This is a genomic window from Treponema putidum, assembly GCF_024401155.1.
Lineage (GTDB): Bacteria > Spirochaetota > Spirochaetia > Treponematales > Treponemataceae > Treponema_B > Treponema_B putidum.
This window is the reverse complement of record NZ_CP038804.1, coordinates 2,433,123-2,444,753: the sequence shown is the minus strand read 5'-3', so window position 1 is coordinate 2,444,753 and position 11,631 is coordinate 2,433,123. Positions and strand designations below refer to the sequence as shown.

The 11,631-nt window shown below is 33.4% G+C and carries 17 protein-coding genes, 5 tRNA genes and 1 other RNA gene; 3 read left to right on the top strand and 20 right to left on the bottom strand.

What is annotated here, in order from left to right:
* Positions 1-67 precede the first annotated feature (67 nt).
* From E4N74_RS11350 to E4N74_RS11315, 8 genes are all read right to left on the bottom strand, one after another.
* A complete protein-coding gene (locus tag E4N74_RS11350) occupies positions 68-1,201 on the bottom strand; it encodes a tetratricopeptide repeat protein (RefSeq protein WP_255817791.1) in 1,134 nt (377 codons plus the stop codon).
* Entirely contained in the window at positions 1,198-2,148 is a 951-nt protein-coding gene (locus tag E4N74_RS11345; RefSeq protein WP_044978241.1) for a cyclic di-GMP binding protein, read from the bottom strand. The genes E4N74_RS11350 and E4N74_RS11345 overlap by 4 nt, the downstream gene beginning before the upstream one ends.
* A gap of 49 nt (positions 2,149-2,197) precedes the next feature.
* An RNA gene (gene ffs / locus E4N74_RS11340) (signal recognition particle sRNA small type) lies at positions 2,198-2,296 on the bottom strand.
* Positions 2,297-2,383, bottom strand: a tRNA-Ser gene (locus E4N74_RS11335). It abuts the RNA gene before it with no gap.
* A gap of 47 nt (positions 2,384-2,430) precedes the next feature.
* Positions 2,431-2,515, bottom strand: a tRNA-Ser gene (locus E4N74_RS11330).
* Between the two features lie 51 nt (positions 2,516-2,566).
* A tRNA-Arg gene (locus E4N74_RS11325) sits at positions 2,567-2,640 on the bottom strand.
* Between the two features lie 10 nt (positions 2,641-2,650).
* Positions 2,651-2,737 (bottom strand) — tRNA-Ser (locus E4N74_RS11320).
* A 71-nt stretch (positions 2,738-2,808) separates the two neighbouring features.
* Positions 2,809-2,893: transfer RNA gene (locus tag E4N74_RS11315), tRNA-Ser, on the bottom strand.
* A 216-nt stretch (positions 2,894-3,109) separates the two neighbouring features.
* On the opposite strand from E4N74_RS11315, the gene E4N74_RS11310 reads away from it, so the two are divergent.
* From E4N74_RS11310 to E4N74_RS11300, 3 genes are all read left to right on the top strand, one after another.
* Entirely contained in the window at positions 3,110-3,451 is a 342-nt protein-coding gene (locus E4N74_RS11310) for a hypothetical protein (protein ID WP_255817789.1), read from the top strand.
* A gap of 74 nt (positions 3,452-3,525) precedes the next feature.
* Positions 3,526-4,335: a class I SAM-dependent methyltransferase gene (locus tag E4N74_RS11305; protein WP_255817788.1), complete on the top strand. Its 810-nt coding sequence runs from the start codon at positions 3,526-3,528 to the stop codon at positions 4,333-4,335.
* 7 nt (positions 4,336-4,342) lie between these two features.
* The gene (locus E4N74_RS11300) at positions 4,343-4,861 is read left to right on the top strand and encodes a methylated-DNA--[protein]-cysteine S-methyltransferase (protein ID WP_044979697.1); all 519 of its coding nucleotides are present in this window, start codon (positions 4,343-4,345) and stop codon (positions 4,859-4,861) included.
* Positions 4,862-5,099: 238 nt separating this feature from the next.
* Here E4N74_RS11300 and E4N74_RS11295 read toward each other — a convergent pair whose 3' ends face one another.
* From E4N74_RS11295 to E4N74_RS11240, 12 genes are all read right to left on the bottom strand, one after another.
* Positions 5,100-5,591 (bottom strand): DciA family protein, encoded by a 492-nt coding sequence (locus E4N74_RS11295; RefSeq protein ID WP_044978239.1) that lies wholly within the window; start codon positions 5,589-5,591, stop codon positions 5,100-5,102.
* Between the two features lie 42 nt (positions 5,592-5,633).
* Complete coding sequence (locus E4N74_RS11290) at positions 5,634-6,032, bottom strand: type II toxin-antitoxin system VapC family toxin (protein WP_044978236.1); 399 nt, start codon at positions 6,030-6,032, stop codon at positions 5,634-5,636.
* Positions 6,029-6,274, bottom strand: coding sequence for a hypothetical protein (locus tag E4N74_RS11285; protein WP_044978234.1), 246 nt, complete (start codon positions 6,272-6,274; stop codon positions 6,029-6,031). Before E4N74_RS11285 ends, E4N74_RS11290 begins: the two co-directional genes overlap by 4 nt.
* Positions 6,275-6,314: 40 nt before the next feature.
* Entirely contained in the window at positions 6,315-7,007 is a 693-nt protein-coding gene (locus tag E4N74_RS11280) for a hypothetical protein (protein ID WP_255805317.1), read from the bottom strand.
* Positions 7,008-7,268 (bottom strand): type II toxin-antitoxin system RelB/DinJ family antitoxin, encoded by a 261-nt coding sequence (locus E4N74_RS11275; protein WP_044978230.1) that lies wholly within the window; start codon positions 7,266-7,268, stop codon positions 7,008-7,010.
* 50 nt (positions 7,269-7,318) lie between these two features.
* A complete protein-coding gene (locus E4N74_RS11270) occupies positions 7,319-7,690 on the bottom strand; it encodes a type II toxin-antitoxin system VapC family toxin (protein ID WP_044978228.1) in 372 nt (123 codons plus the stop codon).
* Positions 7,690-7,905 (bottom strand): hypothetical protein, encoded by a 216-nt coding sequence (locus E4N74_RS11265; protein ID WP_044978226.1) that lies wholly within the window; start codon positions 7,903-7,905, stop codon positions 7,690-7,692. The genes E4N74_RS11270 and E4N74_RS11265 overlap by 1 nt, the downstream gene beginning before the upstream one ends.
* Before the next feature lie 291 nt (positions 7,906-8,196).
* A complete protein-coding gene (locus E4N74_RS11260; protein WP_245609001.1) occupies positions 8,197-8,358 on the bottom strand; it encodes a putative toxin-antitoxin system toxin component, PIN family in 162 nt (53 codons plus the stop codon).
* Positions 8,355-8,642 (bottom strand): type II toxin-antitoxin system RelB/DinJ family antitoxin, encoded by a 288-nt coding sequence (locus E4N74_RS11255; protein ID WP_255817786.1) that lies wholly within the window; start codon positions 8,640-8,642, stop codon positions 8,355-8,357. The genes E4N74_RS11260 and E4N74_RS11255 overlap by 4 nt, the downstream gene beginning before the upstream one ends.
* A gap of 88 nt (positions 8,643-8,730) precedes the next feature.
* Positions 8,731-9,855, bottom strand: coding sequence for an ISAs1 family transposase (locus E4N74_RS11250; protein WP_255817784.1), 1,125 nt, complete (start codon positions 9,853-9,855; stop codon positions 8,731-8,733).
* 140 nt (positions 9,856-9,995) lie between these two features.
* The gene (locus E4N74_RS11245; RefSeq protein WP_255805316.1) at positions 9,996-10,295 is read right to left on the bottom strand and encodes a hypothetical protein; all 300 of its coding nucleotides are present in this window, start codon (positions 10,293-10,295) and stop codon (positions 9,996-9,998) included.
* Between the two features lie 53 nt (positions 10,296-10,348).
* Positions 10,349-11,614, bottom strand: a complete 1,266-nt coding sequence (locus E4N74_RS11240; protein ID WP_255817782.1) for a hypothetical protein — start codon at positions 11,612-11,614, stop codon at positions 10,349-10,351.
* Positions 11,615-11,631: the final 17 nt, after the last annotated feature.

Below are 11,631 nucleotides of genomic sequence, written 5' to 3'. Positions count from 1 at the left end.
ATAAGAATACTATAAATAATCTTTTTAAGTCAAGAGATTAACTTAGCTTAACATAAATTAAACCTGCCTATTTACCCAAAACACTTAAAGCTATTTTATCGTCAGGGTTTATTTCTAAAACGGTTCTAAAAAAGGCTTCGGCTTCTTCTTGTTTTCCCTGTTTTAGGGCAAGGGTGCCGAGATTGGAAATAATTTTTATGTTCTCGGAATCTAAACTCAAAGCATTTATAAGATATTTTTCAGCTTCATCAAAAAGTTTTAACTCCATAGAACAAATTGCAAGCTCATTATAGACATCGGAAAGAGGTGTTTTATCGGAAATTTTTGAATGTTCCAATAATTCAATAGCTTTTAAAAAAGAAGATCGGGCATCGTCCCATCGGCTCATCCGTCTTAAAGCCCAGCCCAGCAAAAACCAAGCATTCCAAACCTTAGGATTTTTTCTCAAAAAAAGCTTTATACTTTCGGCGGCTTTTTCTTCTTCACCTAAATCAATATATTCATAGGCTTTTTGGAAAAGCTCATCGTCAAGAGCTTGTTCCGAAATAGTTTGAAGCAACTCGGAAGCCTTAGCTTTTCGGAATTCGGCTGTTTCTGAAGAATCATTTTCTATTTCCAAATACGTTTTTAAAAGGGATTTGGCTTTTATATAATTTTTCTGCTTTATAAAAAAATATGCAGCATTAAAAAAAACGCCCGGCAATGGAGGCTCAAAAAGTATAAGCTCTGAATAAAGCTCTTCGGCTCTTTTATTAAAGTTCAAAGCATCTTCAAAAAGTTCTCTCATCTCACAAAATTGAGAACGCTCTTCCATCAAAAGAGCAAGGTTTAATTTGGTTATACCGTCATCCGGATTTAAACCTTCAAGAGAAAGTAAAATCTCTTCAGCCATATCAAAATCATTATTTTTAATTTTGATTATTGCAGCCTGAGTCATTTCTTTGCGGATATCGGGGCGGAGTAAATTGAATATTTTTCGGTAATATTCGATATTAGGATTTTCCCTATCATAAGCAAAAACTGTTAACATTCCGGCAAGAATCATTTCGGATTTAATATCTTCAATGTTGAAATTTTCTTTTTGATCAGGCTCCGGTAATCCGATAGGAAGAGGAATCAAAGGTTCAAGACCTTCAAAAATTTTACCGGCTTGTTCAGCCGATATTTGTACATACAAAAGCGAATCAATAGGATTATTCATTTTTCTAAAGGATGTTCCGGTACAACGTCTTCATGAGGCGGTTCTAAGGGAGCCGCATTGTTACTTGCAGGCGGAGAAATAGGCGGAACAGATGAAGCAGGAGCAACATCTTCTAAAAAGTCATCCCCAAAACCGTCGGAATGAGATTTACGAACAACAGAAAAATGTTTGTTCAGATACATCTTATACATCATCGGAATATTTTGCGGATAATAATTGACTGCAAGAGCAACTAAATCCTTTCTTCCTTCTACCGGTTCGGTTCTTACTATCCGTCCCTTTATACCGAATACGGAACGCGGGTCATCAAACGCAAAGCGGAGAGTTACTTCCTTATTCATTAAAAAGTTAGCAACACCTACAAGAAGGATTTTTGCCCCTGAAAAAGAGAGATCCCGAATAATACAGCGTCTGGGAATAGCATCTACATACACAACCGTTCCTTTTTCCACAAGACCTATTCTCCTGCTTATCTCCGGAGTAATAGCAACCCTCTCATTTTGGCGTTTTTGTGAATTGATATTAGCTTCAAGTAAGATGCCTAATTTTTCTATTAAATCATCCGGAGCTCTTTGAGTATATTCAAAGGTTATTAAGACAAGTTCATGGCTCCCTGTTTCATAAGAAGAGATGCCGACCAACTTAGCGGCAACAAAAAAAGACAGGGATTCTTTTCCTTCCGTATCAAAAAAAGCAAATCTTATATTTACGGATGTTATTCCGCTCCTCAACTTATCTATAAAACCGCTTTTTTTACCGCAAATTATTTTTGCCTTTGTCATAGAAGCCGAATTAATAATGCATGGCCATTGTCCGCCGGAACAGCGTACAAAAACCTGCTTAGGGTCAAAATTAAGAGTAGAAACGACTTCTTTTGAGAAAGTTACATCTATATCTTTGTATAAATTGTAATATCTGTTTAACTGCTGACTTACTGCAAAGGCCATGAATATATGATAATAGTTATTGGCCAAAAGGTCAATAAGGCTAAAATAAAAAACCCGGGAACACTACGGCACAAAAAGAATTAATCTACCGCTGCTTCCTTCCGGATCTGACGGGGTTCGAAAAACCTTTTTTGCATAGGTCCCGGGACGGAGAGAGAGGGATTCGAACCCTCGGTACCATCTCTGGCACACACGACTTCCAATCGTGTACCTTCGACCACTCGGACATCTCTCCAAAATTAAGGAATGCGTTTACAGTTAAATCTTTTCTCCGTCATAAAACGGAGAGAGGGGGATTCGAACCCCCGGTACCTTGCGGTACAACGGTTTTCGAGACCGCCCGATTCGACCGCTCTCGCATCTCTCCAAAATAAAAAAGCCGGTTGAAAATACAAATATCTTTTCCGCCGGCTATTAACGAGGCTAGGCGGGTTCGAACTGCCGACCTTCAGATCCGCAATCTGACGCTCTATCCAGCTGAGCTATAGCCTCAAAAATTATTCGGAGTAGGGGGGATTCGAACCCCCGGTACCCGTAAGGGTACAACTCCTTAGCAGGGAGCCCGATTCGACCGCTCTCGCACCACTCCAGAGTTCATACATGACCAACAGGTCAAGATATAAAAATTTACAATCGAATTTATACAATCATAAATTTTCACGGAGCGAGAGGGATTCGAACCCCCGGTACCTCTCAGCACAACGGTTTTCAAGACCGCCGCCTTCAACCGCTCGGCCATCGCTCCAAAATGCAGGGTTCATATTACCCTAAAAAACGGTTTTTTGTCAATAGGTTTATGACACCCGCATCACTCTTTTTTAGATAGTCCTTCTTTTCACAGTATCATTATTTTAGATTTATACTTACCTATATAATTAGAATGTAAAAATGTTTCACGTGAAACATTTTTACATTCTTGTATCAGATAGGACTTTATGATAAGATAATGCCGGAGTATTTTATGAATATAGTATCAAAAGAACAAGCTGCCGCAATTTGTATTGAACATGGTCTTATTTCAGGTTTTTTCTCAAAACCGGTAAAAAAGGATTCCTCGATTCAAAAAATAAAATTGCGAAAAATTCTTTTAAAAAATCAAGAACAATATCAACTTGAATGCTTTGACGGCACAAAAGTTTTTCATAAAAATCTTTTGCCTCAAAGTTTACAAGAAAAACTCGAAGACCTTTTTTTTGAATTTAAGATTGCAGAATTTGCCTCTTTAAACAGCCAACTTATTTTTTTGCAAAATAATAAAGGAGATATTCATTTTAAAACAAAGGCAATAAAAAAAGCCCCCTAAATAAAGAGCATGTATCTTCAATTGAAAATCTTGAGCATAATAAGCAAAAAGAATATATTCTAAACACTTCTGAAATGCCTATCTTTTTAAAAAAACTTAATTTCTTTACCGATGAAGGTAAGATTATTCAAAGTAAATATCATAAATTTCGGCAGATAAATAAATATCTGGAATTTATAAAATCCGTTTTGCCCGAACTAAAAGATATTTTAAAAGAAAAAAAAGAATTGCATATTGCAGACTTCGGCTGCGGAAAGGCCTATTTAAGTCTTGCTCTTTATTATTACTTAACCGAAATTGAAAAATTACCCGTCAAGATATGCGGCTTGGATCTAAAAGAAGATGTAATAGATTTTTGTAATAAAATAAGACAAGAATGCGGTTTTAAAAATCTTATCTTTGAAGTCGGAGATATAGGCCGATTTAAGTTTGATACACCGCCCGATATGGTTATAAGTCTCCACGCCTGCGATACGGCAACGGATTTGGCTATAGCCAAGGCAGTCAAAAGCGATGCAAAAATAATATTTGCTGTTCCATGCTGCCAGCACGAGTTTAATACTCAAATTCGTAAAAATAAGAGCAACATTATAAAATCTTTTTCGCCTATGCTTGATTACGGCATTATTACCGAAAAATTCACGTCCCTTCTTACAGATACGGTTAGAGGAAAACTGCTTGAAACCTGCGGATATAAGGTAAGCGTTGAAGAATTTATCGAAACGGAACATACTCCTAAAAACATCTTAATCAAAGCCGTAAAACTTGATGATAAATCAAAAAGCAAAACTATACTTATTGAAAAAGCCAAGCAAGAATTTAAAGAAATAAAACAAGCTTTTTTAATTAAACCCTGTTTGGAAAAACTTTTAAATGAAAAATGAGGTATTTATGGTATACGAAAAATTTGACAGCCCGATAGGAAAAATAATAATTATTGCAGATAATTCCGGTATAAAAGAATTAAGATTCGGCACAAAAGATTCCATTACAAATAAGCTTGAAAGAACTCAAGATAATTTTACAAAAGCCTTACAGATATGCAAACAGGCCAAAGAAGAATTAAAAAAATATTTTGAAAGAAATTTAAAACAATTTACGGTACAGCTTTCCCCCGAAGGTACGGAATTCCAAAAGACCGTATGGAAAGAGCTTTGTAAAATTCCATATGGAAAAACTCTATCCTATAAACAAATAGCAGTAAATATAAACAATCCCAAATCTTACCGAGCCGTAGGAAACGCTAACGGAAAAAATCCTATCCCGATTATAATTCCATGCCATAGAGTCATCTGTACCGGAGGAAAATTAGGCGGTTTTTCTGCGGGTTTGGATCGTAAAAGATTTCTTTTAAACCTTGAGCAAAAAGAATGCCAAATCGAATTAATTCCGCTTGTGGATAACTTGTGATAAACTCAGGCTAAAATTAAGCATAAAAACAATGTTTCACGTGAAACATTTTAAATTGGAAGATAAGCAAAAATAAGCCTAAAATAGCCTTTTTGGTGGACTTTTTAGAGTTTTATCACCTTTTTTCCTTACTTTTTCAAAAAAAAGATATCGATATAAAAAGATTTTATAAAATACTCCACTTTTGCTTGTGGATAACTTGTTCATTAAATTTGAATAACTGTGAATATGTTGTCATCTACTTATTTTTTGTTAAGACAGCTTTTTTTAGTGATTTTAATGCTTTTGCTAATTCAGGAGGAAGAGTCTTAGGTAAATCTAACTCCGATGCTTTTTTATCTTGTTCTTCAACAGAATATTTTTTTTTCAATTCAACTTCATCCGGAGTAATTATTTTTGACTGAAGCTGAAAATCAGGTTCAACAAAAACCGAAATATTTTTTATATCTAATGCCGGATAAAATTTTTTAAAATTATATATGATTTTGTTCTTTCTCATTAAAAGCTGTTGGCTCCAGCCGGTATGACTGGTTTTTATCATTGCCGTTTCATTTTTTATATCATAAAGCTCGCAATATGCGGCTAATTTTTTATCGCCTATGACTTTTTCCCATCCTTCAAAAACAGATAGAGCCTGTTCGCTATTTAGATTTGAGGAAATTTCCGCCATTTCATTAAACTTTTGAGAAAAATTATCTACTATTTCTTTTGATGTTTTAAAAAGTTTCATATTTTTTTACTCATAAAGATTTTAACTTAATACAATAAAATCTCAATTACAAATTTTTATATTCATCTTTTTACAAATCTCGGCTAAGGCAGTATCATTAGTAATTAATGTAGCGTCATTTCTTCTAGTTAAAACCAAATAGTACATATCATAAATTGAATGATTATTTTTAATTCCTTCCGATAAAGATTCTTTCCACAATGTACTTGCATCAATGAAATCATCCACCATATCAAGCCCCTCTTGTACATATTGAATACAATTTTCATGTGTTATAAGCCCAGCTCTATAATACTTCCATAAAACATTTGTGATCTCGGCAACAAATAAATCAGGAGCTATAACCCAATCAGACTTGGAATAAATCTCAGAAAATAAACCGCTTTTTTCCCTTTGAAAAAGTATTTCTATTGCAGCACTTACATCAAGAACTATAATCACCGGTCTCTATCCTCTCTGATAAGTTCGACAGGATTTACAGCTTTTATTTTATTAGAAATATCGCGGCTTTGAATTTTCTTTAGAATATTTTTCCGACGCAAAATATTTGATTCTTCTTGCCCCAAGGCTTTTTCAAGTAAAACAATGATTTGCTGTGCAATAGTTCTATTTTCATTTTTTGCGGCATAAGTAATTTTTCTATAAATATCTTCAGGACATTCTCTTACTTGCAATAACGGCATATCGCACCTCCTTGCATACAATATACATCATTTTGTATGATTAATCAATGGAGAAAGGGCGGCTTTTAAGTTTGTTAATTTCTTTTAGACCTGTAAAATAATTATCTTTGATCCGCACCATTCTTAAAAGAGAGCTCTGCATCTTTGAATTTACATTTATTCTTGTGCTTAGATAAAATTCGGCTTCCGGCTTTTTTTCTTTGACAAGCACAGTTTGGGATTCAAGTTTATAATAGTCTTTTTTATAATCGAATCCGAGCTCTTCAAAGACCTCATCAGTCAACAAAGATGGACCGCAAATTCTGTTTTCCATACTGTTTACATAGGCACTTCTTATTAAGAAGGCGAGGGTATAGCTTTCACTGCCGGAAAGACAAAGGTCCATACCCTTTCTTGTTCCGCCTTTTAAGTGATTGTTTTTAATTTTATGCAGATAGAGCTTCCCGAAATTATTTTTTTGCTTTTCATTGCGATGCACACAATTATCTTCAAAACAAGCTTCTTTAAAAAAATAGGCTTCTATTTCGATGGGATCAATTGTAACAAAACCCTTATTTCCCTTTATTTTAAATACATAACCTGATAAAAGAGTGTACATTATATCTTGTAGGATAAGAACTATTTTTTTATGTGATGTTTCTTTTAAGAGGTTATCAATTTTTGTTTTTAGGTCTAAAAAGGTTTTTTGCATTAGTTCTCTCTTATAAATTACTGCTGATAATGTGTACCGCATTTACAGATTATCCTTTAACTCGTGAATCCGGCCTTTCCCGCTTTCAATTTGAGAAATACTTTCTTTTAAAAATTTCATATTTGATTCGGAATAAATATAAGGATCTTCAGAAGCCTTCATAGTAAAGGGCATACCATTTTCTCTTATTGTGGCCTTTACAAAGACATTTATTGCAGCCGATACATTTAGGCCCATAGAATTACAAATTTTTTCAAATAAGTTTTTATCATCATTAGCAATTTTTGCAGATATTGTAGTCATAACTGGCGGCGGGTGTTAGACGTTTTTTCTATACAAAACTATATCTTAATCTACACCAAAACCAAATCAGAAATAAACTGAAAGTCTTTGATATTCGTAGTATACAATGGCAATCCAAATTCTAATGCAGTAGCACCAATCAAAGCATCCGGAATCAAAAGACCATGACTTTTAGTATACTTTTCAATCAGACTTCTGGCTTTTACAGAAATCAATTCAGAAATTTCTACAATTTCAAAATCCGAAAAAGCTTTTTTTATAATGCCTACCTCCCGCTTGTTCAAAGCACCAACCATTAACTCCATATAAGTTATTGAAGACATTCCCAAACCTAGTCCTTTGTCTTGCTCAAGTTTTTGCTGAACTTCGGTTTTTCCACGAAGGTAGTCTATAAGAACGCACGTATCACAAAGATAAATCATTAAGAACGCCTCCAAGCCTTGCTTCTTATTTCCTCAGCAGAAAGAGACCTGTCTTTCCATAAACCAAAAGCCGCATTAAAATCTGAGAATTCTCTTTTATGAGTTTTCACAGGTGTATGTAAAGTACGTACTATTTTATCAAGTAATTTGATTCTCTCAGCATAAGAAAGCATATCAACTTGTGCTGAAAGTTGCTTAAAAACTAATTCCGACATAGGCACCTCCCATCCATTTCGCATAGTATACAATATTTTATAAACAAAATCATCTCCCACTCATTAAAACCAACACATAATTTCATATAACTTAATGATTTTACTATAGGTGAGTTTTATTCGTGCTGAGGGCTTAATACCCCGATGCTCTGCGTCGAGGGTGTTGATTTTCTTTACCAAGTTTTAAGATCCTTTGATAAAAATTTATTTTTCTTACTCAATTAATCATTATAATAAAATATACTTTTATTTTAAGAATCTAAACTGTTGATTTGGGTTTTAAGCTTTAATTTATAAAAATGCATAGTACTCTTTTACTATATCTGAAGAATATACCTGTACTATTTTATTTTGAGAAAGATGTTTTAATATTTTTACAGTTGGAGCATTTTCATTTCGTGTTATCAATGCAGAAACCAAAATATTTGTATCAATAACAACATATTTTTTCATTTGCCGAATACCTGTTTTCTAGTTTCAGCAATTTCTGCATTTATTTCTTCAAGCGAAATTTCCGGAACATTATTGTCTTGAATACTTTTTCGAACTTGATCATATATTTTCCATCTGGTATTTTCTTCTCGTAATTCAAACGGTAATCCTCCCACAGCAATACTTTTCTTGAAAAAAATTCTTATTGCAGTCGGTAAATCTAACCCTAAATTTTCATATATTCTTGAAACATCTTCTTTAATTTCGGAATCGACTTTTAGCTGTACTAATGCTGTATTTGCCATATAAACCTCCATATCTATGCATACTTCAGTATTATTATAGCATTATTTTTTAATATAATCAAATGGTAAAAGGAAAAATTCATGGAAATCAATTTTGTAATATTTTTTTGATAAAAGATATATCCATGAGAGCTTTAAACATAATGTGTGACAAAGAAGATTTAGGTGCATTTTTTTGTTTGTATCGCGAGACCAAATTTAACGCCACTTTCCGTCCTATGTTCAAGGCTTGTTGTAGATTTTTATCTAAAAGCCGACAAAAGTCTTCTCTAAAATGAACATCTAATAACCAATGCATGGTTTCTACAACCCATTCTTTTCTTGCTATATCCAATAGCTGTTGAGCTGTAAGTTTTCTGCTCGAAATATAATAATGCCATTCATCACTCTTTCCTTTCTTACTCTTAAACTCTGAATGAATAGCTCCAATACAGCTTAACCCCTCCCATTCATCTGTATTATCCATCCAACCTAAATTAGTTGTGCAGAAGGCTGTTCGCTTTTCAACTCTTTCACGATTTTTTTCACTTTTACAAGCTGTTTCCATTTGTTTTCTTAAAATTTCATCTTGAACATATTCTTCAATATCCGTTTTTAGTAAAGGCTGCTTCCCTTTTACCGACAGTAAATAGTCCCCTTTTCCCTCTTTTATGATTTTTGCCGTTTCTTTTTGACAATTTAAGGCATCTGCAACGATTATATGCCCTTTTATATTAAGAGTTTTTATAAGAGCTTGAACCGTAGGTATCTCGTTTGTCTTTCCTTTAACACATTTTTGTGCCAATGTTATACCAAATTCTGCAACTTGTGCAGAGACTATGTGCAGCGGACTTTCATAGCTGCTCATTTTATCTGTTGAACGGATAGTTTTTCCGTCTATCGCTATTGTAAGAGGCTTTTCTGTACCGTATTCTTTGATAAGAGCTTCAGCCATATTCATAAAACATTCGTTTAATGAGTCTATGTTTATCAATTTAAGTAGACAGGTTAGCCAATAATAGCAAGGTATTTTCTCTATTCCGAATTCTTTACGAAGTTTTTCTTTTATAATATCTTCAGTTGCCCACTCGTGTATCTCTCTAATATTTTTACGTCCACAAAGAAGTCCAAGTAGTAATATTTTTAAAGCTTCCTTTACGCTGTAAAAATATCCGTCGTGATTGCTAATTATTTTGATGTCGTTAAAGTAATCAAATATATTTTCTATTTCCATACCTTCATTATCGGCAGTTTTTAGCAAAATTGATTTCCGTGGGAAAAATTTGTCCACTGGGCAATCCGTATAACTATGTAGCTAAACCGCACAGGCCTTGAGCCTGTGTCGGCTTTGAACTTCTTGTTAGGCGATATTTCTTACAGTCCTCGATCAATTGCAATTTGTCTCAATTCTTCGCAAAATTCTTTGCAATTAATACGTCCATACAAATCTCTTCTTCCTGCTGTCATTTGCCGTTTTAAACATTCAGGAACACCTTCTTCTGAATAAAAATGGATTCTTTCTTCTGGTCCCCAAGCTCCTTGATTTTGATTATCTTCATGAATTTTAAAGTCTACATTTGATGGTGTATTTAATATATAATCAATAGCTTCTTGCTTTTCAGTATCATTTTTAAATTGTATTTGTTGATTTCGACCATAGATTAATTTACTCATAGTATCCTCCTAATTCTTAAATTAATAAAAAACTAGAGAAAAGGCAAATTCTATTAGGATATATTTGCGTAATGCAGATTTATTGCATTCATTACTGCAATAAAGTCCATATTTGAAATATTTTCTACTTCGTCGTCATCGAAACCTACACTCAAAACATGTAAAAACTTCGGGAACTCATAGATACGTTCTACTTTTTCAGTATAACTATCTTCTAGGTTTTCTTTTATTCTGTCGGCTTTTGACAAAAGTAAAAGTTTTTGATACTCAACATTTATCTCTTGTGTGCGCCCATTTGGATGGGCATAATTAAAATGCTGAGTTGGCGTTAATGCAATTAGATTTTCAAGATAAGCACAAATTTCTGGATATAACGCTTTGGGGAAAATATGATGAATATGAATTGCCGCATCCTTTAAATGTGCTTCTTCAAGATGCTCTGTAATTCCTTTTCTGTATTGTTCATTAAACATTTTTAGGAAGCGTTTTGCCTTTGAAGACTGATAATCATAATATTTTTCATTAACTTCTACATGATGTTCACTTGCATAAACTTTTCTTGTAATACCTTTAGGTTTATTTGCGTAAACATCACGGAAGTTGTTGCGATTGTACATTAAAACATCGAAAGTTATTACATCGGAAGAAACATATCCACCTTCTGTACCAAATGCATTATGAAAATAGGCTAATGGATTTATGACTTTTGTAAAAATACGACCACATTCTAAGTCTTTTTTTATTTTTGTGTACGAATGGGTAAAATCGTAAAATTTCTGTTTCAACTTATTATACTCAAATTGAAGTTTATCTTTATTTCCTATTGCGTTTTTTTGACTCTGAAAGAAATTTTCAAAGTCATAATATATACCACTATCTTGCAATACTTTTCTAATATAGCGATAGAGAAATTTCAAAGCATTTTTTTCACTGATAGCAATGTATTCCAAAATATCTAAATTGTTTACTTTAAAAATATTTTTTGAACCTTGCTTTCGCTCTAAAAGAACTTGAGAATTTGCGAGCAGTTTCATTGGCTGTTGGAAAAACTTATCATATTCATTTTTTGCAGCATTTTGTTTTGGACTTAGCTTCTTGAAAACAGATTCAGTATTCTGTACTGCATAGTCACTAAACCAAATATCTTGTGTACAAAATTCTTTATTTGGATTTTCTGCTGCATAAAAATAAATACAATCTGCAATGAATGATAAAACATCAGGAGTACATTTTTGATCTATCCATCGTCCGTTATGTGATTCGCGAATGTCATATTCATACTTACCAATAAAATCAATAATTGACTGCTCTGTTAACATAAGTATCTTCCTTTTTT

Coding starts and splice junctions, on each gene's coding strand:
- E4N74_RS11350 (WP_255817791.1), bottom strand. CDS start 1,201: ATGAATAATCCTATTGATTCGCTTTTGTATGTACAAATATCGGCTGAA.
- E4N74_RS11345 (WP_044978241.1), bottom strand. CDS start 2,148: ATGGCCTTTGCAGTAAGTCAGCAGTTAAACAGATATTACAATTTATAC.
- E4N74_RS11310 (WP_255817789.1), top strand. CDS start 3,110: ATGAATATAGTATCAAAAGAACAAGCTGCCGCAATTTGTATTGAACAT.
- E4N74_RS11305 (WP_255817788.1), top strand. CDS start 3,526: ATGCCTATCTTTTTAAAAAAACTTAATTTCTTTACCGATGAAGGTAAG.
- E4N74_RS11300 (WP_044979697.1), top strand. CDS start 4,343: ATGGTATACGAAAAATTTGACAGCCCGATAGGAAAAATAATAATTATT.
- E4N74_RS11295 (WP_044978239.1), bottom strand. CDS start 5,591: ATGAAACTTTTTAAAACATCAAAAGAAATAGTAGATAATTTTTCTCAA.
- E4N74_RS11285 (WP_044978234.1), bottom strand. CDS start 6,274: ATGCCGTTATTGCAAGTAAGAGAATGTCCTGAAGATATTTATAGAAAA.
- E4N74_RS11280 (WP_255805317.1), bottom strand. CDS start 7,007: ATGCGGTACACATTATCAGCAGTAATTTATAAGAGAGAACTAATGCAA.
- E4N74_RS11275 (WP_044978230.1), bottom strand. CDS start 7,268: ATGACTACAATATCTGCAAAAATTGCTAATGATGATAAAAACTTATTT.
- E4N74_RS11270 (WP_044978228.1), bottom strand. CDS start 7,690: ATGATTTATCTTTGTGATACGTGCGTTCTTATAGACTACCTTCGTGGA.
- E4N74_RS11265 (WP_044978226.1), bottom strand. CDS start 7,905: ATGTCGGAATTAGTTTTTAAGCAACTTTCAGCACAAGTTGATATGCTT.
- E4N74_RS11260 (WP_245609001.1), bottom strand. CDS start 8,358: ATGAAAAAATATGTTGTTATTGATACAAATATTTTGGTTTCTGCATTG.
- E4N74_RS11255 (WP_255817786.1), bottom strand. CDS start 8,642: ATGGCAAATACAGCATTAGTACAGCTAAAAGTCGATTCCGAAATTAAA.
- E4N74_RS11250 (WP_255817784.1), bottom strand. CDS start 9,855: ATGGAAATAGAAAATATATTTGATTACTTTAACGACATCAAAATAATT.
- E4N74_RS11245 (WP_255805316.1), bottom strand. CDS start 10,295: ATGAGTAAATTAATCTATGGTCGAAATCAACAAATACAATTTAAAAAT.
- E4N74_RS11240 (WP_255817782.1), bottom strand. CDS start 11,614: ATGTTAACAGAGCAGTCAATTATTGATTTTATTGGTAAGTATGAATAT.